The 24,093-nt window shown below is 72.1% G+C and carries 23 protein-coding genes and 1 tRNA gene; 12 read left to right on the top strand and 12 right to left on the bottom strand.

The genetic code is table 11. The features are described 5' to 3' along the window. Nucleotides 1–27 precede the first annotated feature (27 nt). The 4 genes from ACFVH0_RS06390 to ACFVH0_RS06375 are packed head-to-tail and all read right to left on the bottom strand — an operon-like array spanning nucleotide 28 to nucleotide 3,859. The gene (locus tag ACFVH0_RS06390) at nucleotides 28–1,470 is read right to left on the bottom strand and encodes a M1 family metallopeptidase (protein ID WP_385818357.1); all 1,443 of its coding nucleotides are present in this window, start codon (nucleotides 1,468–1,470) and stop codon (nucleotides 28–30) included. A gap of 26 nt (nucleotides 1,471–1,496) precedes the next feature. Then, nucleotides 1,497–2,663, bottom strand: a complete 1,167-nt coding sequence (locus tag ACFVH0_RS06385) for a YncE family protein (protein WP_385818356.1) — start codon at nucleotides 2,661–2,663, stop codon at nucleotides 1,497–1,499. Beyond that, nucleotides 2,660–3,256, bottom strand: coding sequence for an ankyrin repeat domain-containing protein (locus tag ACFVH0_RS06380; RefSeq protein ID WP_385818354.1), 597 nt, complete (start codon nucleotides 3,254–3,256; stop codon nucleotides 2,660–2,662). Before ACFVH0_RS06380 ends, ACFVH0_RS06385 begins: the two co-directional genes overlap by 4 nt. A gap of 45 nt (nucleotides 3,257–3,301) precedes the next feature. Next, entirely contained in the window at nucleotides 3,302–3,859 is a 558-nt protein-coding gene (locus tag ACFVH0_RS06375) for a heme-binding protein (protein WP_385818352.1), read from the bottom strand. 244 nt (nucleotides 3,860–4,103) lie between these two features. Here ACFVH0_RS06375 and ACFVH0_RS06370 point away from each other — a divergent pair, with 244 nt between their 5' ends. The 3 genes from ACFVH0_RS06370 to ACFVH0_RS06360 are packed head-to-tail and all read left to right on the top strand — an operon-like array spanning nucleotide 4,104 to nucleotide 6,608. After that, nucleotides 4,104–5,429: a sensor histidine kinase gene (locus tag ACFVH0_RS06370; RefSeq protein ID WP_385818351.1), complete on the top strand. Its 1,326-nt coding sequence runs from the start codon at nucleotides 4,104–4,106 to the stop codon at nucleotides 5,427–5,429. Then, nucleotides 5,426–6,055: a response regulator gene (locus ACFVH0_RS06365; protein WP_385818349.1), complete on the top strand. Its 630-nt coding sequence runs from the start codon at nucleotides 5,426–5,428 to the stop codon at nucleotides 6,053–6,055. Before ACFVH0_RS06370 ends, ACFVH0_RS06365 begins: the two co-directional genes overlap by 4 nt. Before the next feature lie 55 nt (nucleotides 6,056–6,110). After that, nucleotides 6,111–6,608 (top strand): hypothetical protein, encoded by a 498-nt coding sequence (locus tag ACFVH0_RS06360; protein ID WP_385818348.1) that lies wholly within the window; start codon nucleotides 6,111–6,113, stop codon nucleotides 6,606–6,608. Nucleotides 6,609–6,674: 66 nt separating this feature from the next. Here the strand turns inward: ACFVH0_RS06360 and ACFVH0_RS06355 are convergent, their stop codons facing one another. Beyond that, on the bottom strand, nucleotides 6,675–7,364 hold the full coding sequence (locus ACFVH0_RS06355; protein ID WP_385818347.1) for a pentapeptide repeat-containing protein: 690 nt from the start codon (nucleotides 7,362–7,364) through the stop codon (nucleotides 6,675–6,677). Between the two features lie 196 nt (nucleotides 7,365–7,560). Continuing rightward, nucleotides 7,561–8,055: a GNAT family N-acetyltransferase gene (locus ACFVH0_RS06350; RefSeq protein WP_385818346.1), complete on the bottom strand. Its 495-nt coding sequence runs from the start codon at nucleotides 8,053–8,055 to the stop codon at nucleotides 7,561–7,563. 95 nt (nucleotides 8,056–8,150) lie between these two features. Here ACFVH0_RS06350 and ACFVH0_RS06345 point away from each other — a divergent pair, with 95 nt between their 5' ends. Continuing rightward, nucleotides 8,151–8,825: a rhomboid-like protein gene (locus tag ACFVH0_RS06345; protein ID WP_385818344.1), complete on the top strand. Its 675-nt coding sequence runs from the start codon at nucleotides 8,151–8,153 to the stop codon at nucleotides 8,823–8,825. Between the two features lie 93 nt (nucleotides 8,826–8,918). Then, a complete protein-coding gene (locus ACFVH0_RS06340) occupies nucleotides 8,919–10,319 on the top strand; it encodes an NAD(P)/FAD-dependent oxidoreductase (RefSeq protein ID WP_385818342.1) in 1,401 nt (466 codons plus the stop codon). A gap of 78 nt (nucleotides 10,320–10,397) precedes the next feature. Here the strand turns inward: ACFVH0_RS06340 and ACFVH0_RS06335 are convergent, their stop codons facing one another. The 4 genes from ACFVH0_RS06335 to ACFVH0_RS06320 all read right to left on the bottom strand — a co-directional run bounded on the left by ACFVH0_RS06335 (nucleotide 10,398) and on the right by ACFVH0_RS06320 (nucleotide 15,731). Next, nucleotides 10,398–13,070: a hypothetical protein gene (locus ACFVH0_RS06335; RefSeq protein ID WP_385818341.1), complete on the bottom strand. Its 2,673-nt coding sequence runs from the start codon at nucleotides 13,068–13,070 to the stop codon at nucleotides 10,398–10,400. A 152-nt stretch (nucleotides 13,071–13,222) separates the two neighbouring features. Then, nucleotides 13,223–13,438 carry a hypothetical protein gene (locus tag ACFVH0_RS06330; protein ID WP_385818339.1) on the bottom strand — a complete coding sequence of 72 codons (216 nt, stop codon included), beginning with the start codon at nucleotides 13,436–13,438 and terminating at the stop codon, nucleotides 13,223–13,225. A gap of 105 nt (nucleotides 13,439–13,543) precedes the next feature. Continuing rightward, nucleotides 13,544–14,008, bottom strand: coding sequence for an NUDIX hydrolase (locus ACFVH0_RS06325; RefSeq protein ID WP_385818338.1), 465 nt, complete (start codon nucleotides 14,006–14,008; stop codon nucleotides 13,544–13,546). Between the two features lie 205 nt (nucleotides 14,009–14,213). Continuing rightward, on the bottom strand, nucleotides 14,214–15,731 hold the full coding sequence (locus ACFVH0_RS06320; RefSeq protein ID WP_385818337.1) for an MFS transporter: 1,518 nt from the start codon (nucleotides 15,729–15,731) through the stop codon (nucleotides 14,214–14,216). Between the two features lie 154 nt (nucleotides 15,732–15,885). Here ACFVH0_RS06320 and ACFVH0_RS06315 point away from each other — a divergent pair, with 154 nt between their 5' ends. The 3 genes from ACFVH0_RS06315 (at nucleotide 15,886) to ACFVH0_RS06305 (ending at nucleotide 19,620) form a co-directional block, all read left to right on the top strand. After that, nucleotides 15,886–16,608, top strand: a complete 723-nt coding sequence (locus ACFVH0_RS06315; RefSeq protein WP_385818336.1) for a TetR/AcrR family transcriptional regulator — start codon at nucleotides 15,886–15,888, stop codon at nucleotides 16,606–16,608. 112 nt (nucleotides 16,609–16,720) lie between these two features. Then, nucleotides 16,721–18,409: a 5-guanidino-2-oxopentanoate decarboxylase gene (locus ACFVH0_RS06310; protein ID WP_385818335.1), complete on the top strand. Its 1,689-nt coding sequence runs from the start codon at nucleotides 16,721–16,723 to the stop codon at nucleotides 18,407–18,409. Next, nucleotides 18,406–19,620 carry a Glu/Leu/Phe/Val dehydrogenase dimerization domain-containing protein gene (locus ACFVH0_RS06305; RefSeq protein ID WP_385818334.1) on the top strand — a complete coding sequence of 405 codons (1,215 nt, stop codon included), beginning with the start codon at nucleotides 18,406–18,408 and terminating at the stop codon, nucleotides 19,618–19,620. Before ACFVH0_RS06310 ends, ACFVH0_RS06305 begins: the two co-directional genes overlap by 4 nt. A 101-nt stretch (nucleotides 19,621–19,721) precedes the next feature. Here the strand turns inward: ACFVH0_RS06305 and ACFVH0_RS06300 are convergent, their stop codons facing one another. After that, nucleotides 19,722–20,084, bottom strand: coding sequence for a hypothetical protein (locus ACFVH0_RS06300; protein ID WP_385818333.1), 363 nt, complete (start codon nucleotides 20,082–20,084; stop codon nucleotides 19,722–19,724). Between the two features lie 241 nt (nucleotides 20,085–20,325). Between ACFVH0_RS06300 and ACFVH0_RS06295 the strand changes: the two genes are divergently transcribed. Further along, the gene (locus ACFVH0_RS06295) at nucleotides 20,326–21,042 is read left to right on the top strand and encodes a hypothetical protein (RefSeq protein WP_385818332.1); all 717 of its coding nucleotides are present in this window, start codon (nucleotides 20,326–20,328) and stop codon (nucleotides 21,040–21,042) included. A gap of 168 nt (nucleotides 21,043–21,210) precedes the next feature. Here the strand turns inward: ACFVH0_RS06295 and ACFVH0_RS06290 are convergent. Continuing rightward, nucleotides 21,211–21,284 (bottom strand) — tRNA-Thr (locus ACFVH0_RS06290). Nucleotides 21,285–21,463: 179 nt separating this feature from the next. On the opposite strand from ACFVH0_RS06290, the gene ACFVH0_RS06285 reads away from it, so the two are divergent. From ACFVH0_RS06285 to ACFVH0_RS06275, 3 genes are all read left to right on the top strand, one after another. Beyond that, complete coding sequence (locus tag ACFVH0_RS06285; protein WP_093540284.1) at nucleotides 21,464–22,600, top strand: ABC transporter ATP-binding protein; 1,137 nt, start codon at nucleotides 21,464–21,466, stop codon at nucleotides 22,598–22,600. 224 nt (nucleotides 22,601–22,824) lie between these two features. Further along, nucleotides 22,825–23,238 (top strand): hypothetical protein, encoded by a 414-nt coding sequence (locus ACFVH0_RS06280; RefSeq protein ID WP_385818331.1) that lies wholly within the window; start codon nucleotides 22,825–22,827, stop codon nucleotides 23,236–23,238. 34 nt (nucleotides 23,239–23,272) lie between these two features. Continuing rightward, nucleotides 23,273–23,983: an NDP-sugar synthase gene (locus ACFVH0_RS06275; protein ID WP_385818330.1), complete on the top strand. Its 711-nt coding sequence runs from the start codon at nucleotides 23,273–23,275 to the stop codon at nucleotides 23,981–23,983. Nucleotides 23,984–24,093 lie beyond the last annotated feature (110 nt).

Genomic DNA, 24,093 nt, shown 5'->3' with positions numbered 1-24,093 from the left:
TCCGGCCAGTGCTACTCCGGGAGCCGGTCAGTCCTTCGGGGCGGGCCGGCTCCTGCCGTACAGCCAGGTGTCCCACAGCTCCGTCAGATCCTGGCCGGTCGTCCTGTCCACATAGGCGGTGAAGTCGGCGGTCGACGCGTTGCCGTGCCGGTGGGCCTTCGTCCAGCCCCTGACGAGCGCGAAGAACCGCTTGTCGTCGTCCACAGCCTGCCGGACCTTGTGGACGACCATCGCCCCGCGCCCGTAGACCGGTGCCTGCGAGATGTCCGCGGCCGTCGGCGGATCGGCGGGCGGGAAGGCCCAGTTGTCGTCGTCCTCGAAGGCGGCGTCGAACAGGTCCTGGACCGGGACGCCCTCCTTGTCGGCCTCCCACAGCCACTCCGCGTAGGTCGCGAAGCCTTCATTGAGCCACATGTCGCGCCAGCTCTCGGGCGTGACCGAGTCCCCGAACCACTGGTGGGCCATCTCGTGGACGAGCAGCCCGGCGTCCGGCGGCCCGGCGAAGACGGGCCGGTTCTGGGTCTCCAGGGCGTACCCGGCGTCCCCGCGGCGCTCGACGATCGCGCCCGTGGCGGAGAAGGGGTACGGGCCGAACCGCTCCGCCTCCCACTTCACGACCTCGGGAACCCGGGCGAGGATCCGCGCGCTGTCCGCCGCCACCGTCGTGTCCGCGGCGGTGAACACCTCGATGCCGTCCGCGGTGGTCGACGACTTCGTGTCGAAGCGGCCGATGGCGACGGTCGCGAGATAGCTCGCCATCGGTTCGGGGACGTGCCAGCGGAACGTGGTGGTGGTGCCCGAGCCGTGCCGGGAGGCCAACTCTCCGTTGGACACCGCCGTCAGCCCCTCGGGGACGGTGACGGAGATGTCGTACGACGCCTTGTCACTGGGGTGGTTGTTGCCGGGGAACCAGGCCATCGAGCCGGTCGGTTCGCCGAGCGCGACCGAGCCGTCCGCGGTCCTCAGCCAGCCCTCCTTCGACCCGTCGGGGTCGGTGATGGTCTTCGGGGAGCCCGAGTAGCGGACCACCGTACGGAAGGTGCGGCCCTTGCGCAGATGGTCGCCGACCTCGGCGTCCGGGCGCAGTGTCAGCTCGTGGCCCGCCCGGTTGACGGCGGCGGGACGGCCCTCGACGGTCGCGGAGCGCACGGTGAGTCCGTCGAGGTCGAGGTTGAAGGCGCTGAGGTCCTGGGTGGCGCGCGCGGTGATCGTGGCGGTGCCGGTCAGCCGTCGGGCGGCCGGGTCCACGTCGAGCACGAGGTCGTAGTGCGTGACGTCGTAGCCGCCGTTGCCGAGCTTCGGGAAGTACGGGTCGCGCAGACCGGCGGCACCGGGCCTGCCCTCGACACCGCCGGTGCAGCCGGTGGACGTCGTCAGCACCAGCAGGACGAGAGCGGCGGCGCGAGCCGTGCGGCGGACAGGTGTTCGCTCACTGGCCGGTCGATGGTCCACACCGGCGATCCTAGACATCGAATGTCCGATTCGCGGGATATCGCTCAGAGGATCGCGATCCCCAGCGGACGGGCGCCCGCGGCCACCTCGAACGGCCGTTTCCTGCCCGTGAGGTCGACGACGGTGATGCCGTTGCCGTACCCGTCGCGCGTGAAGCCCTCGGTGACGTATGCCGTCCGGCCGTCGGCGGAGACCGTCACGTCCTCGTGCGGCCCGTCCAGCGGTACGACCCGCTCGGAGCCCCCGGGGGTACGGACGGTCAGGGACGGGCCCCTGTCGTCGGAGAGGATCGGACCGGTGCCGACGACGAGCAGGGTGCCGTCGGGGGCGAGCGTCGCACCGTGCTGGTGGGTGTCGGCGGTCATCGGCTCGACGGTGCTCCGCCCGGTGCGCGGATCGAGGACGACGAGCCGTTCGCCCTCGAACGGCAGCAGCAGCCTGCCGTCGGCGGGGCGCACCACGGCGTAGTGCGGCTTCAGCCAGGAGCCGAGGCCGCCCTCGGTGCCGTACGGGGCGACCTCGAAGCGGCGCGCCTCGCGGCCGGCCGTGCTCACGGCCGTGACGTCGAAGGAGTCGTGGCCGGTGGCGTACACCTCGGTGCCGTCCGGCGAGACGTCCACGTCGAAGGGGCGGCGGCCCACCGGGACCGTGCCGGTCACCTCGCGGGCCGCGGTGTCGACGATCTCCAGCACACCGTCGCGGCCGGGCACATTGACGCCGACGTAGACGTGCCGGCCGTCGGGGGCCAGGGCGATGCCCATGCCGCCGCCCCGGTACTCGCCGGTCGTCGCGGGGCCGGTCGGCGTCTCGTACGGAATCCGGGCGAGGCGGGTGCGGGTCGCCGTGTCGACGACCGCGACGCCCTCGGCGGTCGTCACCCAGGCGATGCCCTGGTCGTCGACGACGAGGCCGTAGGGGGCGGTGCCGACCTCGACGGAGCCGAGCGTGTGCCGGTCGTGGCCGGGGTCCGGGTCGACGAAGGTCACGGTGTCGGCGCCGAAGTCGGCGACGAGGAGCGTGCCGTGCGGGGTGGCCGCGGCGGAGGGCTCCGACGGGGTGGAGGACGGGGCCGGGGAGGCAGGGGTGGTCGCTGCGCCGGCGGACGCGTTGCCCTGCGTACGGGGCGCGGCCGGGGCGTCCGGGGCGCCGCCCGCGCAGCCCGCGAGGACCGCGGCCGCGGCGAGTGCCACCACCGCGTGGCGCACGTTCACCGGGCGTCCCGCAGCCGGGCGGCGATGTCCGCGAAGCCGCGGCGCTCCGCGTGCTCCAGCGCGGTCGTCCCGTCGCCGTCCGGCAGGTCCACGTCCGCACCGGCCGCCGGCAGGAGTCCGATGACGTCCTGGTGCGCCCGGCCGCCGTCGCCGAGGATCACGGCTTCCAGCAGGGCCGTCCAGCCGGGCCGGTTGACGTGGTCGACGTCGATGTCGGTGACCCGGAGCAGCTCCCGTACGTAGGCGGCGTGGCCTCGCTCGCTCGCCGGGATCAGCGCGATGCCGCCGAAGCGGTTGGGGAGCTTCAGGTCGGGGCCGGCCGGCAGCAGCACGTGCAGCATCGGGACGCTGCCGGTGACCCCGGTCGCCAGCCAGGGGCGCTCCTCGCGCCGGTCCTGTGCGTCGGGGTCCGCGCCCACCTCGACCAGCAGCCGGGCGGCCTCGACGTGGTCGCCGTGGACGGCGAGGAGCAGCGGGGTGCGCAGCTCCTCGTCGCGGCAGTCGACCCGGGCGCCGCCCTCGATCGCGGACCGCACCCGGTAGGTGTCACCGGTGCGTGCGGCGTCGAGCAGTTGTCGATCGAGGGCGTTCATCTCGTACTCCTGTTGCTGGGCGTGCTCGACGGGCCGGGCTGCCCGCTACCGGGCGAGGGAGGCGACGCCGGCCTGGGCGAACTTCTCGTCCAGGTCGCCGCTCGGGGCGCCGGCCACACCGATGCCCGCCACCGGGGCGCCGCTGACCTGGACCGGGGCGCCGCCGGCGAGGAACAGGGTGCCGGGGATGTCCTTGAGGGTGGGGGCGTTGGTGAGGCGCTTGGCGAGCTCGGAGGTGGGGGCGTTCCAGGAGACGGCGGTGAACGCCTTCTTCTGGGCCGCCTCGTAGGACTGCGGGCCGGCGCCGTCGCCGCGCAGGGTGACGATGGTGTTGCCGTTGCGGTCGACGACGGCGACGGAGACGCGCTGGTTCTCCTTCTTCGCGGCGTCGAGGGTCGCCCGGGCGGCCTCGGTGGCGGCGGCCACGGTCAGGTGGGTGGTCTGCTGAAGGTTGCCGTTCGCGGCGTCGGCCTTGACCGCGGCGGCGGGGGCGGCGGCCGGGGTGGAGGCGTTGGCGGACATGGCGCCGAAGGTGCCCGCGCCGAGGGCGGCGACGGCGACGGCACCGGTCAGGACGCGGGTGCGCAGCGACAGCTTCTTCATGGTGGACTCCTCAGCGGCGGTGGATCAGGGTGTGTGGGCCGGTGGACGAGCTTGTCCGGCTCCGGGTTCGATCCTCCGGCCGCGACCGGCACCGCACGGTCGACGGACCGGCTCGACGCCGCACGCGGGACGGTCGACGGCCCCATCGGCCGATCGGTTGATGCGGGGGTGGTCGTCCGGGGTGACCATGGGGGTGTCCGTGCAGCTCAGCGGCGCGCTGACGGTGAGGAGCGAGAGGTACGACGTGAAGCACCGAAGCCGATCGGCACCCGGCGCGGGCATGGTCACGGACCTGGCCCCGGGGACGGGCAGGACGCCCGGGAACACGGTCCGGGACCGGGCCGGCGACCCGGACGCCCGGTGGCTCACGGCTCTGATGCACACCGCTTTCTTCCTGCTGCTCGGCGCCTCGCTCACCCGTTTTCTGCTGCGCCACCCCGGCGAGGCCCGCACCCCGTGGATCATCGCGCTCTCCGTCGCCATCGCCGTGCTGTACGTGCTCGGGCCGGTGCTCGGCTCGCGCCCGACGCCGCGCTCCCTGGTGTGGCTGGGGGTGCTGGTCGCCGTGTGGATGGTGCTGGTCGTCCTCGCGCCGAGCTTCGCGTGGTGTGCGGTGCCGCTCTTCTTCACCGGGCTGCGCATCCTCCCGCCGCGCGCCGCACTCGCGCTCGTCGCCCTGCTCACGCTGTTCGTCGTGGCCGCCCAACTGCGGCTGGCCGAGGGCTTCGACCCGAATCTGGTGCTCGCCCCGCCCGCCGTCGCCGCGGTCGCCACGGCGGTCTTCGTCCATATGCAGCGCCAGGCCGTGCGTCAGCGCGAACTGTCCGAGCGACAGCGCGAACTCATCGACGACCTGCTGCGCACCCGCCGCGAACTGGCCGCCACCGAACGCCGCGAGGGAACCCTCGCCGAACGCCAGCGGCTCTCCATGGAGATCCACGACACCCTCGCGCAGGGCCTGTCCAGCCAGCAGATGCTGCTCCAGGCCGCCGACCGCACCTGGGACACCGACCCGGGCACCGCCCGCCGCCATGTCCGTACCGCCACCGGCATCGCGGAACGCAATCTCGCCGAGGCCCGCCGCTTCGTCCACGACCTCGCGCCGGCCGATCTCGCGGAGGGCGGCGGCCTGGAGGCGGCCCTGCACGCACTGGCCGCGCGGGAGACGGCGCAGGGGCAGGGGCGGCTGACCGTCCGCTGCCATGTGGAGGGCGAGCGGCTCACCGCGCTGCCGGACCGGGTGCAGTCCGCACTGCTGCGCATCGCACAGGGTGCGCTGGCCAATGTGAAGGAGCACGCGAACGCGACGGAGGCGGCGCTGACGCTGACCCACCTCGACGACCGGGTCGTCCTGGACATCGCCGACAACGGGCAGGGCTTCGTACCCACCGGACGCACCGGGGCCACCGGCAGCGTGCGCGGTCACGGGCTGCCCGCCATCCGCGCCCGGCTGCACCAGCTCGGCGGCACGCTGACGATCGAGTCGGTGTCGGGCGAGGGTACGGTGCTGTCCGCCGCCGTCCCCCTCACCGCCACCGCCCCGCCGACCGCCCCGGAGGACCTCGTATGACCGCGACGCCGCCCGTACGCATCCTGCTCTGCGACGACCATGTCGTCGTACGCGCCGGGCTCCTCGCCCTCCTCGGCAGCGAACCGGACATCGAGGTCGTCGGCGAGGCCGGCAGCGGCGAGGAGGCGGTCGCCCTGGCCGCCAAGCTCACCCCGGACGTCGTCCTGATGGACCTCCAGCTCGGCGAGGGCATCGACGGCGTGGAGGCCACCCGCCGCATCTCCGCCACCGGCGTCCACGTGCTGGTCCTCACCACGTACGACACGGACGCCGACATCACCCGGGCCATCGAGGCGGGCGCCACCGGCTATCTGCTGAAGGCCGAGCGCCCCGAGGAGCTCTTCGCCGCGATCCGCTCGGCGGCCCAGGGCCGTACGACGCTCTCCCCGCCGGTGGCCAGCCGTGTCATGGCCCGGATGCGCAAGCCCCTGCCCACCCTCACCGACCGCGAGCTCGACATCCTGGCGCAGCTCTCCCAGGGCCTGGGCAACCGGGACATCGCCCGTGCCCTGTTCATCAGCGAGGCCACGGTCAAGACCCACCTCGGCCGGATCTACGACAAGCTCGGCGTCGACACCCGGGCGGGCGCCGTGGCCGTGGCGAAGGAGCAGCGGCTGCTGCCGTAGCCCGTGCCCGGCCCGCACGGCGCCGGTGCGTCCCCGGGCATGACACCATCGAAGCGTGCTCGACATCGGCTACTCCCTCTCCCGACGCTTCCCCGATCCTCCGCAGACCGACTACCGCCGCGCGGACGTCCACGCCCTGCGGCACGATCTGTTCTCCGGGGACGTCTACCTCGCGGACACCAAGGAGGACCGCGAGGTGTCCACCGCCTGGGGATGGGTGCCGGTGCTCGACTTCGCGTGGGCGCTGTGCGACATCGTCGAGCAGATCGACCAGGACCCGCGCGGCAACCGCTCGCACCGGCAGCAGTTCGCCGAGCTGGACTTCACCGAGTCGTCCGACCGGATGCTCTTCGAGCGCCGCTTCGGCTGGGTCGACGTCGAGGCCGACTGGATGCCCGGCGACGAGCCCCCGCTCACCTTCAGCCACTCGCTGCTGCGCCGCGAGGCCCGCGACTTCCTGCACGACCTGATCGCCGACCTCGCCGACATGCACGAGGGCCTCGCCGACAACCCCGTGATCTGGGACCTCCAGGCCCGCTTCCCCCGTATCTGAACCCCGTATCCGGACCCCGCGTCTGAACCCCGTGTCTGAACCCCGCGTCCGGGCCGGCCCGGCGGGCTAAGCCTCCACCCGCACCCCGATCTGCGCCGCGAACGCCGGCGCCAGCTCCATCAGCTGGGCCGGGCTGATCACCGCACCGGCCAGCCGCTCCACCCCACGCGCGATGTCCAGCTCCGCGACCGTGCGCAGGTCCACCGACTCCATCCGTACGGAGCTGAAGTCGGCCCGCTTCAGCACACAGTCCCGGAACTCCACCCGCACCAGCTGCGCGTCCCCGAAATCCGGCTCGGACAGCACACAGCCCTCGAAGACCACGTCCTTCAGCCGCGCCTTCCGCAGATTCAGGTAGTCGATCTTCCCACCACGCACCAGCACCCGCTCCAGCACCGCACCGTGCAGCTGCACCCCGCCCAGCCGTGCGTCCACCACCTCCACGTCGCGCAGCGACGCCCCCGCGAGGTCGGTGCCCACACCCCGTACGCCGGTCAGCACCGAATCGATGAAGCGGGCCCTGACCAGCTCCGCACGGTCCAGCGCGCAGCCGTCCAGCGCGCAGTCCATGAACCGGGCCCCCGGACCCGACTCGTCCGCGAGATCCACCCCGTCGAACCGCACGCCGTCGTAGTCGCCGTCCGGCTCCAGTCCTCCCCCGTCGTACGGAACGAGCGGTGGGAGCCGCACCTCGGGCCGCCGGGCCGCCGCGATGGTGTCCGTCTTCCTGCTGTTGCTGCGTGCCATGCCCTCCATCGTGACCCATGCCACTGACAACGCCGCCGCCCCGATGCCACGGACACGCCCCCGCGAACCGTCCCGCACTCAGCAGCGCCCGACGGCGGCCGTGCTCGCCCTCGGGGCGTCCGAGCCCCGGCCGGCCGCTCCACGGGCGAAGAGCCGGGCCGCTCCACGGGCGAAGCCCGGCCGCTCCACGGACGGGGAGCCGGTCTCAAGCAGACGTGCGGCCGCCGGACGCACCGCCCAGCTCCGCCAATGCCCCGTCCGTCAGCCGGTACACCGTCCACTCGTCCTGCGGCCGCGCGCCCAGCGACTCGTAGAACGCGATGGACGGGGCGTTCCAGTTCAGCACCGACCACTCCAGGCGTCCGTAGCCCCGCTCCACACAGATCCGTGCCAGCTCGGCCAGCAGCGCCTTCCCGTGCCCGCCGCCGCGCCGCTCCGGGCGCACGTACAGGTCCTCCAGGTAGATCCCGTGCACCCCGCGCCAGGTCGAGAAGTTCAGGAACCACAGCGCGAACCCGACCACCTCGCCGTCGTCGGACTCCGCGATGTGCGCGTACGCGGCGGGCCGCTCGCCGAACAGCGCTTGATGCAGCTGCTCCTCGGTGGCCTCGACCTCGTGCAGGGCCTTCTCGTATTCGGCCAGCTCACGGACCATGGCGTGGATGACGGGGACATCGGCGGGGGCAGCGGTACGAATCATGGGGGCAGCGTAAGCACCGGCCCGTACGCCGCCGACCCCGCCCCGTCCGGAATGTCGATCACGCCGACGATCACCGGGCCGTGCGTCAATCGGATATGACTCCGAGCAGCCCCGCACCGCCCACCCGGCATCGCGCCGCCGCCGGCTCGTGGCTCCGCAGCGTCGGATCATGGATCCGCAGCGCGCCCGGCACGTACGTCTGGCTGGCCGCGCTCTTCGTCACCACGGTCATCGTCCACCAGATGTCACCGGACTTCGAAGAGGACTTCCTGCGCCAGCGCTCGACCAACATCCACGAGCTCACCCAGGACCCGTTGCGCGTCCTGATCACCAGCGCGTTCTGGATCGACGGCGGCCGCTGGATCCCCTACGCCGTGCTGTACACCGTCTTCCACGCCCCCGCCGAGCGCTGGCTCGGCACCCTGCGCTGGCTCGCCGTCGTCGTACTGGCGCACGTCCTCGCCTCCCTCGCCAGCGAGGGCGTACTGGCCTGGGCGATCCGGCACGGGCACGTGCCCTGGTCGGCGGCGAGCACCCTCGACGTCGGTGTCAGTTACGCGCTCGCGGGGGTCATCGCCGTGCTCACGTACCGCATCCCGCAGCCCTGGCAGTACGTGTACCTCTTCGCCGTGCTCGTCTTCTACGGCATCCCCCTCGTCACCGGCCGCTCCTTCACCGACCTCGGCCACTTCACCGCCGTGCTCATCGGCCTCGCCTGTTACCCACTGACCCGCTCCCGGCACAGGACGGGAACACCGGGTGCGCAGTAACGTCCCGCTCCAGGACAACGCAGTGAAAGCCAGAGACAACGCAGAGCCAGGCCACCCACAACAGGGCTTCACACCGGACAAAGCAGGGGCAACATGAGCACCGTCAGCACCGTCAACGGCGGCATATCGTTCTGGTACGCGGACCGAGGCACCCCCATCGCCCGGGAGCCTCTGCCCGGCGACGCCACCGCCGACATCTGCATCGTCGGGGGCGGATACACCGGGCTGTGGACCGCCTACTACCTCAAGAAGGCCGTCCCCTTCCTCAACATCACCGTGCTGGAGGCCAAGTTCTGCGGCTACGGCGCCTCCGGGCGCAACGGCGGCTGGCTCTACAACGGCATCGCGGGCCGCGACCGCTATGCGAAGCTCCACGGCCACGAGGCCGCCGTCCGGCTCCAGCGGGCGATGAACGAGACGGTCGACGAGGTCGTCCGGGTGGCCGCCGAGGAGGACATCGACGCCGACATCCATCAGGGCGGCGTACTCGAAGTCGCCTACACACCCGCACAGCTGGCCAGGCTCAAGGACTTCCACTCCGTCGAGATCGCCTTCGGCGAGACCGACCGCGTCCTGCACGGCGCCCGCGAGACCTGCGAACGCGTCAACGTCACCGGCGCCGTCGGCTCCACCTGGACCCCGCACGGCGCCCGGCTGCACCCGGTCAAACTCGTCAAGGGGCTCGCCGCGACCGTCGAGGCGCTCGGCGTCACCATCCACGAGTCGACACCCGTCACCGAGATCAAGCCCAAGCACGCGCACACCCCGTACGGCACCGTCCGCGCCCCGTACATCCTGCGCTGCACCGAGGGGTTCACCGCGAGCCTCAAGGGCCAGCGGCGCACCTGGCTCCCCATGAACTCCTCGATGATCGCCACCGAACCGCTCCCCCGGTCCGTCTGGGACACCATCGGCTGGGACGGCCGCGAGACCCTCGGCGACATGGCCCACGCCTACATGTACGCCCAGCGCACCGCCGACGACCGCATCGCGCTCGGCGGCCGCGGCGTCCCCTACCGCTTCGGCTCCGGCACGGACAATGACGGCCGCACCCGGCCCGCCACCATCGAGGCGCTCCGCGACATCCTCGTCCGCCTCTTCCCCACCACCGCGGGCGCCCGCATCGACCACGCCTGGTCCGGCGTCCTCGGCGTCCCCCGGGACTGGTGCGCCACGGTCACCCTCGACCGCTCCACCGGGCTCGGCTGGGCGGGCGGCTACGTCGGCTCCGGCGTCGCCACCACCAACCTGGCCGCCCGTACCCTGCGCGACCTGATCCAGCAGGACTCCGGCCAGTCGGGGCCCACCGATCTGACCACCCTCCCCTGGGTCGGCCACAAGGTCCGCCGCTGGGAGCCGGAACCCTTCCGCTGGCTCGGCGTCCACGGCATGTACGCCGCCTACCGCGCCGCCGACCGCCGCGAACTCACCTCGCCGCGCCCCGGCACGGACCCCATCGCGAAGGCCGCTGACCGGCTGGCCGGGCGGCACTGACCCGAAGAAACCACGGGCACCCGCCACCGGGTGGTGGCGGGTGCCCGTGGTTCGTTCGGTCGGCTCAGCGGGGCCGTGTCACTTCAGGTGGCAAATGCTCTTGCCATGGCACGGCTTCGGCTTCGGCTTGCACTTCTTGTCGTGCTTGCCGTGCTTGCCGTGCTTGCCGTGCTTGCCGTGCTTGCCGTGCTTGCCGTGCTTGTCGTGGCACGGCTTGGGCTTGGGCTTGCACTTCTTGTCGTGCTTGTCGTGGCACGGCTTCGGCTTGGGCTTGCACTTCTTGTCGTGCTTGCCGTCGCACGGCTTCTTCGCGACGGAGATGCGGGCCTGGTCCTGGTTCGACCGGACGGTCCCGTTCTCGGCGGTGGCCACCGCGCGGTTGACGACCTCGCCGCGCCGGGCGTCGGCGGCCGTGACCCGGTAGGTGCCGGTGCAGGTGGTGCTGTCACCGGACTGCCCGGCCGGAGCGAGGGTGGTCGCCTCGCAGGTCACACCGGTCACCCGGTCATCGGTGACCGAGACCCCCGTCAGCTCCTGCGAACCGGTGTTGGTGACGGTGTACGTGTACGTCACCTCGTCGCCCACCTCGTACTTGCGCGAGTCGTCCACCGTCTTCGTCAGCCGCAGCCCCGGCTCGGTCCCGGCCCGCAGCCGGACACTGTCCGGCTCCGACTCCACCTGCGTGGAGCCGGACCGCCCCTGAGCGGCGGCCACGTTGATGACCGTCCCCCGCGCGGCGTCCGCCTCGGTGACGGTGTAACTGCCGGTGCAGGTGGTGACGGCCCCCGGGGCCAGCGTCGTCGACCGGCAGGTCACGTCCGGCACGAGACTGTCGGTGACCCCGACGCCGGTCAGCGTCGCGTTGCCGGTGTTGGTGACGGTGTAGGTGTACGTCACCTCGTCGCCGGCCCGGTAGACACGGGTGTCGTCGGCCGACTTCTCCAGGTGCAGCCCCAGTTCGGAGGCGACCAGCACGGTCACGTCGTCGGGCTCCGACTCCACCGCGGTGGAGCCGGACCGGCCTTGCGCGGTCGCGGTGTTGGTGACCGATCCCTGATCGGCGTCGGCGTCCGTGATCCGGTAGGTGCCGGTGCAGGTGGTGCTGTCACCGGACTGCCCGGCCGGAGCGAGAGTGGTCGCCTCGCAGGTCACACCGGTCACCCGGTCATCGGTGACCGAGACCCCCGTCAGCTCCTGGGGGCCGGTGTTGGTGACGGTGTACGTGTACGTCACCTCGTCGCCGACCTCGTACACACGGGTGTCGTCGGCCGACTTCTCCAGCCGGATCCCGGGCCCGGACCGGACCTCAAGGGTGACGTCGTCGGGCGGCGAATCGATCGGGGTGCCGCCGTCCCGTCCGTGTGCGGTGGCGGTGTTGGTGACCGAACCGGCCGCGGCGTCCGCCTGGGTGACGGTGTATCCGCCGGTGCAGGTCGTCGTCTCGCCCACGGCGAGCGTGGTCTTCGGACAGATGATGCCGGTGACCCGGTCGTCGGTGACGTTCACGTCCGTCAGCGGGACGTTGCCGCTGTTGGTCACCACGTACTCGTACGGCACCTCGGTGCCCGGCGTCAGCGGGGTCGGCAGCGGCGGGTTCTGGGAGACCTGCTTGACCAGGTTGAGCCGGGGCAGCGCGGCGGCCGGGTGGACGCTGAGGTTCCGGATCAAGTGGACGTCGGTGAACAGTCCGGTCGAAGCGGCGAAGCCGAACTTGTAGGTGCTGGGCACCGGCTGGGGCGCCGGGGTCGAAAGCACCTGCTGGGTGCCGTTGCCGTCGTGGAAGTCGATCGAGACCGTGACCACCGGGTTCGGCGACGGGGAGACCTCGACGGTCACCGTGCGGCGCGAGGGCTCCAGCAGTGCTTCGGCCTCCTGCGGGGTGGAGTCCGGCGGCACCGAGGTGGTCGGCCCCTGCAACTGCCCCGGCAGTGTGGAGGGCCAGGGCCCGGCCGTCGAGAAATTGCTGGTCGTCGCATCGAGGAAGCAGTAGCCCTCGGTGCCGTCGCCCGGCCCGCGCAGCGTCACCATGTTCGCGCCGGGCGCCGGGATCCGGAATGACGTACCGGCCGGGGAGCGGGTGGCGCAGCCGTTGCCGCGGTGCTCCCAGTCACCGAAGTAGTTGCCGAGGACGTCCAGGCCGACACCGAGGTAGCCGCGGTCGACACCCGGCAGGAACGTCCCGGCCGGATCGTCGTCGGGGAGCTTCTGCGCATAGCCCAGGCTGCCGCCGAAGGCCCCGGGCGAGGTCAGCGACGCGGCGCCGTCGATGAGGAAGAACGAGATGCCGTCGGCCGGAGGGTTGGTCGTACCGCCGTACTGCCACTGTTCGAAGGTGGTGACCATGCCCTGGTTGGCCGGGAGCGCGTGGTTGTAGAGCACCGCGGCCGACTGGTCGTTGGACGCGTCGGTCAGCCTCAGATAGCCGTGCGGTGCCGCGTTGTTCGGCGGTACGGGGCCGGTCGCGCCGGCCGGGCAGCCGGTGAGCGGATGGGTGCCGGGGCCGGGCGCCGGGGACTCGGGCGCGCCGGTCAGACAGGCGGGCCCGAACGCCTCGAACTCCGCGTTCGCGTCGGCCCCGGTGAACGTCTCGTCCACCAGCGGTACGCCCACGGGCTGCGCGGCGGCCGTCTGCCCCGGCAGCCCCAGCCCTGCCGCCAGCAGCCCGAGCACACCGAGCCCGCCCGCGGTCCAACGTCCCAGCCTGTTCTGCCCACGCCTTCTGGTCGGGGCAGGGAAATCTCTCAGCCTCATGCGGGGGAACGTAAGGGCTCCTTCCGGCTGCCGGACGCAACGCGCTCCGAAGCCGCCGCCCGCCCTTCCACCGGCGTACGCATCCGAGTTACGGCCATGGGCCGGCCGTGGACTTCGGGGACGGGCGAACGACGGGACGGGGGCCGGGAGGTTCACACACTGGACCGGTGGTCCGCCGGCGCCTCCCCGATCACGTGCCGCGAGCGGGCCGCGAGCCGTACGGGCATGTCCTCGCCCAGCCGGCACATGGCGTTGTCCGTCCCGGAGGAGTCGACCGGTTCCAGCGGAAGCTCTGCCCACTGCGGAAACTGCGCTCCGATCAGCCTCCGTACGAGAGGGACATCGAGCTCCGCTTCATCGGCATGCATCTCTCCCGCACCCGTGCAAACCCGTTCACCGACCCGGCGGACCCGCTCGACGTCCGGTCCGCCGTCCCGGGCACCCGCCCCGCCACAGACGAATATCCATCCGCCTCACCGCCCCGCCCCGGCGTCCGGCCGCCGCCCGCCCCTCCGAGCGCCGATCATCGCGAGCGCGTCGACCGTGGCCGGGGAGAGCGTCGAGTCGTCCAGTCCGGCCGGCGCCATCCAGGCGACGGCGCTCGTCGAGTCATCGGTCCTGGTGACGGTCGGCAGGCCGGTCTTGAGCTCGACGCGGTAGAAGAGCCCCACCAGATTCCAGCCGATCCCGAGCCGGTGGGCCGTATACGCCCGCGCGTCCAACAGCCGGGCGTCGAGGAGTTCGAGGCCGGTCTCCTCGTACAGCTCGCGCTCCAGCGTCTCCCTCGGCTGCTCGCCCGGGTCGATCCCGCCACCGGGCAGGTGCCAGAGGCCGGGCTCGAAGACCGGGGAGGACTCGGAGAGCCGGGTCAGCAGCAGTTGGTCCCGCACGGTGGCGATCGCGTACGCCGATACGCGCGAACGGACAGGGCTTTCCACGGTGCCTCCGGTCTACGGTCTCCGGGCCCTCGAACCGTCCCGGCCGCACCGCACGCCAGGCGAATCCGGCCGCCCTTGTGCGGCGACCCGTTGATCTGCCCCCGTACGCCGTCGGCCGCGCCCCGCCCCCACGACGCGAGTCGGCCGGTGTGCCGGTGCCCCCACCTCGGGGGCGCCGGCACACCGGCCGTCCCGCGTCGTGGGGTCAGGCGACGAGCTCGGACTCCTCCGCCGGGGCCGCGTCGGGCTCGGACCCGGGCGCGGTGTCGCGCATGACCAGGGCGGCCAGGACCGCGGCCGCGAGGACGCCGATCGCGCTGATGGTGAAGGTGGTCGACATCGAGGAGGTGAAGGCGTCCCGGGCGGCCCGGATCAGGCCGGTGTCGCCGTGGGCCAGGGACAGTGCGTCGGTGATCGAACGCTTCGCCTGCTCGGGGGCGTCGGCGGGCATCTCGCGGGCGAAGCCGCTGGACAGGAGCGAGCCGAGGATCGCGATGCCGAGCGCGGTGCCGGCCTGCTGGATGGTGTCGTTCAGGGCCGAGCCGACCCCCGCCTGCTCCGGCGGGATGGTGCCCATCAGCGCGCCGATCGCGGCCGGCATCGCCACCCCCGCGCCGAGGCCGAGCAGACCGAGCGCGACCGCCGGGAGCGTGAACCCGGTGTCCTGCGAGACGGAGGTCAGCAGTGCGAAGGCACCGGCCATCACGATCATTCCGGCCAGCACCAGCAGGCGGTTGCCGGTCTTCGCGGCGAGCCCGCTGCCCACCACATTGCCGGCCAGCGCCGCGACGGCCAGCGGCACGAACGCCAGGCCCGCCTCGACCGGCGAATAGCCGAGTACGAACTGCAGGTACTGGGTGAACACCAGCAGCAGTCCGCCGTTGCCGATCTGCACGAGGGTCAGCGACAGCGAACCTCCGCTGAAGTTGCGGTGCTTGAACAGGACCAGCGGCACCATCGGCGCGGCGGTGACGTTCTCCCAGACCACGAACCCGACAAGGGCGACGACCGCGACGGCCAGGGTGATCAGGGACCGGCCGCCGAAGGCACCGTGCTGCGGGATCTCGATGATCCACCAGACCAGCGCGGTCATGCCCACGGCGGAGAGCACGGCGCCGAGCGGATCGGCCTTCTGCCACGGCCCCTTCGACTCCGGCATGAGAGTGAGGCCCGCGAGGACGGCGAGGACCACGACCGGAACGTTGATGAAGAAGATCGAGTGCCAGGAGAAGTGGTCGATCAGCACACCGCCGAGCACCGGACTGCCGACCAGTCCGAGCATCGCCACCGAACTCCACACCGCCATCGCCCGGCCGCGCTCCTGCTCGTCGAAGACGGTGATGAGGATCGACAGCGTCGACGGCATGATCAGGGCCCCGCCGACACCCATCGCGATCCGGGCGGCGATCACCTCACCGGGGTTCGTGCAGAAGGTCGCGGCCAGCGACGCCGCCCCGAAGAGCAACAGGCCGATGATCATGACCTTCCGGCGGCCGAACCGGTCGCCGAGGCTGCCCGAGGTGAGCAGGAGACCGGCGAAGACCAGGATGTACGAGTCGAGGATCCACTGCGTGTCCTGGGCGCTCGCGCCGATGTCCTCGGTCATCGACGGCACCCCGACGGTCAGCGCCATGCTGTCGACCACCAGCACCAGCGAGCTGAGGCACAGCACGATCAGGATCCACCAGCGGCGTGGATCACGGGTCTCCGTGACGGTTTCCATGAGTCTCCCCCTTCGAATTGATCGCGCACACCATCCCCTCGGTGCGCACATCGTTCCTGCGGTGCGAACACTGTACGCAGACGAGTACGCCGTGCGCAACAACCCCTCATGTACGCTCGATGCGAACGGTGTACGCACCCGAGGAGGAGACGTCATGGCAGCCAGGACCAACCCGATCCCGTCCGTGTGGACCCGCCAGCAGCGCGAGCCCGACCAGCCCGCGCTCAGCCGGGCCGCGATCGTGCGCGAGGCGATCGCGATGCTGGACGCCGACGGCATCGAGGCGCTCAGCATGCGCAAGCTCGGCGCCCGGCTGAACGCCGGCGCGACCTCGCTCTACCGGCACGTCGCGACCAAGGACGAGCTGATGGAACTCGCGGTGGACGAGGTGTTCGCCGAGATCGAGGTCCCCGCCGCCGACACCCCGGACTGGCGCGCCGCCGCCACCGGGGCCGCCCGCTCCTTCCGCTCGACGGCCCTGCGCCACCCCTGGCTGGCCTCGGTCCTCGGCCAGGCGGGCCTCGCCTACCTGGGCCCCAACCTGATGTCGTTCTCCGAACGGCTGGCCGCCCTGTTCGCCGCCGCCGGCTTCCCGGAGCCGAGCCGCGCGATCGACACCGTCATGACCTACGTCATCGGCGCCGGCACCACCGAGGCGGCCTGGCTCACCACCGTCGCCCGCTCCGGCGAGACCGAGGCCGACTTCATCGCCCGCCTCCTGCCGGCCGCCCAGCAGGCCGCGGCCGAACACGACCACCTCGCCGACTCCTTCGCCGCCCCCTCGGACACCGCCCCCGAGGAGATCCGCGACGCCAAGTTCGCGTACGGCCTGGAAGTCGTCCTGGACGGACTGGCGATGCGACTCCCGCCCCGATGAGCAGCCCCGACGGCCACCCCGACAACTGAACACACGTTCAGCACTCGCGCGCATTGACACGGGCGATCCACACTCCGAATACTGACTACTCATTCAGTAAGGAGCCTGTGCAGTGCCTGAAGTCACCATGTCGGATCCCCCCGCCGCCCGCACCCTGCTCACCGGCGGGGAGGCCCTGGTCCGGGCGCTCGCCGCACACGGTGTGACCAGGGCGTTCGGCATTCCCGGCACCCACAACCTGGAGATCTACCGGCACCTGGCCGCCCACCGGATCGACCACCTCACCCCCCGCCACGAGCAGGGCGCGGGCTACGCCGCCGACGCCTACGCCCGGGTCAGCGGCCGGCCCGGCGTGGCGATCACCACCACCGGACCGGCCCTGCTGAACATCGCGGCCGCCGTCGGCCAGGCGTACTCCGACAGCGTCCCGCTGCTCGTCGTCTCACCGGGCATGCCGCTGCGCCACCCCCGGCAGCCGACCGGCCTGCTGCACGAGATGCGCAGCCAGACCGAGGCGCTGCGGGGCATCGCGGCCGTCAGCCACCGGGTGTCCTCGGTCGAGGAGATCGGCGTGGCGGTCGCCCGCGCCTTCACCCTTTTCCGTACGCGGCGCCCCCGCCCCGTACACATCGAGGTCCCGCTGGACCTGCTCACCGCCGCCGAACCTGCCGGGCCGGTACGGACCGCCCCGCCGCTCTCCCCGGCGACGGCGGACCCGGGCGCACTCGCGGCGGCGGGCGAGGCACTGCGCTCGGCCGCCCGGCCCGCGATCGTGCTCGGCGGCGGAGCGCGCGGCGCCGCCGCCGAGTGCCTGCGGCTGGCCGAGGAGCTGGGCGCCCTTGTGGTGACCTCCGCCAACGGCAAGGGGATCGTGGCGGAGACCCACCCGTTGTCGCTCGGCGTCTCGCTGCACAGCCGGGCCGTCCGGCGTCGGCTGGCGGAGTCCGACGTACTGCTCGCCGTCGGCACCGAACTCGCCGAGTCCGACCTGTGGGAGCCCCTGCCCGCACTCACCGGCACGCTCGTCCGGGCCGACATCGATCCGGCCCAGATGTACGCGGGACTGCCCGCCGACATCCCGTTGACCGGCGACGCCCGCCACACCCTGCGCGCCCTGCTCGACGCACTGCCGAGCGCCCCGGCGCCCGCCGCCGGCATCGACACCGTCCACCGGGCCGTCACCGCGCTGCGGCACGAGAGGAACGCCGAGACCCGGAGCCAGGACGCGCACCTGCTGCCGTACCTGGCGGCCATCGGATCGGCGCTCCCGGCGGACGCGGTGCTCACCTCCGACAGCGCCCAGTGCTGCTACTACGGCGCGATCCCGCACCTGCCCATCGGCCCGGAGGGCCGCTATCTGCACCCGACGGGCTTCGGCACGCTCGGCTACGCGCTGCCCGCCGCCATCGGCGCGAAGACCGCGGACCCCGCCCGTCCGGTCGTCGCCCTGAGCGGCGACGGCGGCCTCCAGTTCTCCGTACAGGAACTGGCCACGGCCGCACAGCTGCGGCTCCCCCTGCCCGTCGTGGTCTTCGACAACGGCGGCTACGGCGAGATCCGCGACGAAATGGTGTCCCGCGGCGACCGCCCCACCGCGGTCGACCTGCCGCCCGTCGACCTGCCCGCCCTGGCCCGCGCCTACGGCGGCCACGGAGTGCGGGCCGACTCGCCCGAGGCGCTCGCGGAGGCACTGCGCCGCGCCCTGGACACCCCGGGCCCCACCCTCATCGCAGTCCCCCTCACCACCGCCCCCGCGCCCGTCCCCGCACCCGTTTCCGCCTCCGAGGAGCTCCCCCGATGACCGCCACCGACCCCACCCCTCCCCTGATCTCCCTCACCTGGACCGACCAGGAGACCGGGCACCAGGGACACCTGGTCATCGACCGCCTGGTGCGCGGCGTCTCCAGCGGCGGACTGCGGATGCGCCCCGGCTGCACGCTGGAGGAGGTCACCGGCCTGGCCCGCGGCATGACGATGAAGGAGGCGCTGCACTACAACCCGCAGGGCCGCTACATCCCGCTGGGCGGCGCCAAGGGCGGCATCGACTGCGACCCGCGCGACCCCGCCGCCCACGGCGTCCTCGTCCGCTACCTGCGCGCCGTACGCCCCTACATCGAGCACTTCTGGACCACCGGCGAGGACCTCGGCCTCACCCAGGACCGGGTCGACCGGGCGGCCGCCGAGGCGGGCCTGGTCTCCTCCATCCAGGCGGTCTACCCGCTCCTGGACGACGAGGAGGCCGCCCGGCGACGCCTCGCCGACGCGTTCGCCATCGACGTGGACGGCATCGGCCTGGACGAGCTCGTCGGCGGCTGCGGCGTCGCCGAATCGGTTCTCACCGCCCTGGACCGGGCCGGTGTCGCCCACCGCGGCACCCGCGTCGCGGTGCAGGGCCTCGGCACCATGGGCGGCGCCACCGCCCGCTTCCTGGCGCGCGCCGGGCTGCGCGTCGTCGCGGTCGCCGACATCAAGGGCACCATCGCCAACCCCGCCGGTCTGGACGTCGAGGCGCTGCTCGCCGCCCGCGACGGCCACGGTGCCGTGGACCGCGCCGCACTCCGCGCCGAGGACCGCGAACTGCCGGCCGACGCCTGGCTGAGGGCCGACGCCGAGGTACTGGTGCCGGCCGCCGTCTCGTACGCCGTGGACACCACCAACCAGGCGGGCATCACCGCCCGCTGGATCGTCGAGGCCGCCAACATGCCGGTGGTGCCGGAGGCGGAGGCCCTGCTGGCCGCCCGCGGCATCACCGTGCTGCCGGACGTCGTCGTCAACTCCGGCACGAACGCCTGGTGGTGGTGGACCCTGTTCGGTGACATCGGCGCCGACGCCGACGAGGCGTTCGCGTACACCCGCCGGTCCATGCGCGCCCTGGTCGACCAGATACTGGCCCGCGCCGAGGCCGAGAGGAGCACCCCCCGGGCCGCCGCGCACGCCCTGGCCGCCGACCGGCTCCCGATTGTCGCCGAACGCTTCGGACAGTTCCGCGAACAATCCGAGAACGACAACTGAAGAAATAATCCGGAAGCAAAACCGAAAGGGCTTGCGGGGAATCGGCCCTCCAATTCCCCGCAAGCCCTCAGCTCCACCACCTACGACTCAGGCCGATTCCGTCACTTGACGATCCGGATGGAGTTGTACGGGGTGTAGTCGTAGTCGGCGAACGTGTTGGCCTGCTGGTAACCGCCACAGTTGTTCCCGGCGGCGTCGTGGCAGTTACGGGCGGTGGCGCCACCGGTCTGGTGGTTGTGGATCCGCTTGGTGCCGTACTGGTTGCAGATCTTGTGGGCGCCGTAGCCGTAGAGGATGCAGGTGGGCTCGTCGTTGGCCCAACTGCCTTTCGGACAGAGGCAGACGGCCCCCGACGGACAGCCGTGGATCGTGGCCGCCGCCTCCGCCGCGGCGGCGTTCCCGCCGAGCGTCAGCACCGAGCCGGCCGCCACCACGGCGACCGCCGCGACGGTCCTGGAAAGCACGCTCCGGAACCTGCGCATATGGCATTCCCCCTTGTGCGACACCGCGACCCCGGTCCGGACCGCGGATCTTCTTCGCTTACCACCCACCCATGGGGCCCTCACACAATGAAACCGGGAGCGGCCCGGGGACCAGGTGTTTGCACCACAGCGAAAACGCCCGGACCACCGCTCGGTTCATCAATCGGGGGAACGATGAAACCGCGAATCCACTTCACCGCCGACGATTTGGCCCGGACCACCCGTGGCGGCACGCCCGGACGACATGTGGGAACTGGTCAACAGCCTCCACATCCTCCAGCCCCCCACGCCCGCCGTCCGCCGTCCGCCGTCCGCCCACGCGCCCTGGCTGCGCCACGTCCGTACCCACTGCGCCGGACGGGACCTCAGGGCCCTCATCCGGTACGTGACCACCCTCGTCCCGCGGCTGGGAGACTTCCCCGACTTCCTCACCCCGTCCGGCACCGACAGCTTCGACACCTCGCTCGACCTCATCCACGCCACCCCGGCCGCCCGGCTGCGCACCGAACTCGCCATGCATCTCCGGCGGCGCGCCCCACCTCCCCGGGCCCGCCGGCTCGCCGATGGCGACCGCACCGCCCGCCGGGAGCCCCGGTCCGCCCTCACCACGTACCACCGCGAGCTGCTCGCACCCCAACTCCCGGTGATCGGCGAGATGTTCCACCTGGAGCGCGCCCAGCACAGCCGGGACATCCTGCGCCGGGCGGGACTCGTCACCGGCACACGAAGGGGCTGCGTGGTGCTGCACGCCCTGCCCCCCTCGGCCGCGCCCTGGCCCGCCCCGGCCCGGACACCCGCTGCCCCCGGTCAGCGGGGGCGCGGTCCGGGGATGCGGACACCGGCGGCGCGGAACCTGATCCCGACGAGCGCGGCCGGCGCCCCTCGCGGCCCGCCGGTGCGACGCGCGTCCGCCCCGGCCCGAGGTCGACCTCAACCGTGATCCGGCCTGATCCGAACGAAAGGCCCTGGCCGACGCACCACACCGCTGCGGCCACCGGGAGGACGCACGGCAGGACACCCGAAGGGCATCCGAACCTATGCGCCCGCGGGGCTCGGCCAGGGAACGGAAAGACCCAGGTCGGAGAGGATCCGACCTGGGTCTCGACGGAGCCCCCTGTCGGATTCGAACCGACGACCTACGCATTACAAGTGCGTTGCTCTGGCCAGCTGAGCTAAGGAGGCGTGCCGGAGCAGTGTAACCAACGCCGCACCCCGCGCGGTCCTGAAATTTCGGGGACGTCGAACTACTGACAGATTCGAAATGGCCAGGTAGCGTCGCTGAAGGTTCACTCAAGTGGACCAGACCACTCCCGCACTCGGATCGTCCGGCACGTTCCTGCCGGTGGAGGAGAAGATTCAGCATGGCCAGTGTCACGTTCGACAAGGCGTCCCGCGTCTACCCCGGCTCCACGAAGCCGGCCGTGGACCAGCTTGAGATCGACATCGCGGACGGCGAGTTCCTCGTCCTCGTCGGTCCTTCCGGTTGTGGCAAGTCGACCTCCCTGCGCATGCTCGCGGGTCTTGAGGACGTCAACGGCGGCGCGATCCGCATCGGTGACCGCGACGTCACGCACCTGCCCCCGAAGGACCGGGACATCGCCATGGTGTTCCAGAACTACGCGCTGTACCCGCACATGACCGTCGCGGACAACATGGGCTTCGCGCTCAAGATCGCCGGTGTCAACAAGACCGAGATCCGGGCGAAGGTCGAAGAGGCCGCCAAGATGCTGGACCTCACCGAGTACCTGGACCGCAAGCCGAAGGCGCTCTCCGGTGGTCAGCGCCAGCGTGTCGCGATGGGCCGCGCCATCGTCCGTGAGCCGCAGGTCTTCCTCATGGACGAGCCGCTGTCGAACCTCGACGCCAAGCTCCGTGTCTCCACCCGTACGCAGATCGCCTCGCTCCAGCGCCGTCTGGGCATCACGACCGTGTACGTCACGCACGACCAGGTCGAGGCCCTGACCATGGGTGACCGGGTCGCGGTCCTCAAGGACGGTCTGCTCCAGCAGGTCGACTCGCCGCGCAACATGTACGACAAGCCGGCGAACCTCTTCGTGGCCGGCTTCATCGGATCCCCCGCCATGAACCTGATCGAGGTCCCGATCACGGACGGCGGCGTGAAGTTCGGCAACAGCGTCGTCCCGGTCTCCCGCGAGGCGCTCTCCGCCGCCGCGGACAAGGGCGACACCACCGTCACGGTCGGCATCCGCCCCGAGCACTTCGACATCGTCGAGCACGGCGGCGCCGCCGCGAAGTCCCTCTCGAAGGACAGCGCCGACGCCCCGGCCGGTCTGGCCGTCTCGGTCAACGTCGTCGAGGAGCTCGGCGCCGACGGCTTCGTCTACGGCTCCGCGCGGGTCGGCGGCGAGGACAAGGACCTGGTCGTCCGCGTCGGCGGCCGTGCCGTCCCGGAGAAGGGCACCAAGCTGCACGTCGTGCCGCGCCCGGACGAGCTGCACGTCTTCTCGACCTCGACGGGTGCCCGTCTCACCGACTGACACACCGCACACCCGCACCACAGCGGCCCCGCACGTTCTGCGTGCGGGGCCGTTCGCGCGCCACGGGGCGCCGTCGGGTTTGGATCCTCACGGCGCCGGATTCCCCGGCACACCGGTCATTTCGGCTCCGTTCGTCAACACCGGATTCGAAAAGCACCCTCGAACCATCCCCCTCAAGAGTGACGAATTGTCGCCATATCATCACTGCCCGCTACGCTCGCTGCGTGACCCACACTGCGCGCCGCATCGGCCGATCCCTCGCCTTCGTCCTGCCCGTCGTGATGGTCCTCTCGGGGACCCTCGCCGTCACCAGCGTGCCGTGGGCAGCGCACGGCTCCGAGCCGCAGGTGCTGACCGCGTCGGCCCACGACATCTCCGAGCGCGCCAAGACGCGCACCCCGCAGGACGCCCTCCGTGACCGGCTGCTCCTGGAGCTCCGGGAGAAGGACCCGGCGGTCGCGCTCACCGACCTCCAGCGCTCCGTCGAGGGCCGCCCCTCGCTCGCCCGGCACTGCATGTCGATCGCCAAGGCCCTGGGCCGCGCCGCCGTCGAGAAGTACGGCCCCACCCACGCCCACCGCTTCTCGCGCCCCGTCTGCGACACGTCCTTCGCCTCGGGCGTCGCCCGGTTCAGCTGACCGGCCGCTCCGGGCACCGCATATCGTGCCTGGCATGCATACGTATCCGACGCAGGCCGTGGTCCTGGCAGGTGGCCAGGGGTCGCGGCTGCGCCCGTACACCGATGACCGCCCCAAGCCGATGGTCGAGATCCCGGGCACCGGGACGCCGATCATCGGCCATCAGCTTTCCTGGCTGGCCGCCGAAGGCGTGACCGACGCCGTGGTGTCGTGCGGTCATCTCGCAGAGGTGCTGCAGGAGTGGCTCGACTCGGCAGTGCTGCCGCTGCGCGTGACGACCGTCGTGGAGTCCGAGCCGCTGGGCCGCGGCGGCGGGCTGAAGTACGCCGCCGCCCGGCTCCCCGACCCCGAGCAGCCCTGGTACGCCACCAACGGCGACATCTGGACGCGCTTCTCCCTGCGCGAGATGGCCGCGTTCCACGCCGAACGCGATGCGACCGCCACCCTGGCCCTGGCCCGTCCCCGCATCCCCTGGGGTGCCGTGGAGACCGACGCGTTCGGGCACATCACCGACTTCATCGAGTCGCCGCCGTCGCCGTATCTGATCAACGCCGGTGTGTACGTCTTCTCCCCGGAATTCACGACGCTGCTGCCGGACCGGGGCGACCACGAGCGGACGACGTTCCCCCGGCTGGCCCGCGAGCGCAGGCTGGCCGGGTACCCGCTCCCGCACGGCGCCTACTGGCGGGCCATCGACACGGCGAAGGACCTCACCGAAGCCGCCAAGGAGCTCGGACAGGGGTAGTACCCGTGCGGAATGGGGGGGACCCGGGTAGGGTAAACCGGGCCGCCCCCAGCCCGGGGGGGGGGCGGGCGCGCCACCCAGCCAGCCCCCCGAGGGGGGGTGGCCCCCCC

This window comes from Streptomyces sp. NPDC127117 (assembly GCF_042677325.1).
Lineage (GTDB): Bacteria > Actinomycetota > Actinomycetes > Streptomycetales > Streptomycetaceae > Streptomyces.
Note: the sequence above shows the minus strand (reverse complement) of the source record. Positions and strands in the feature narration are given on the sequence as shown.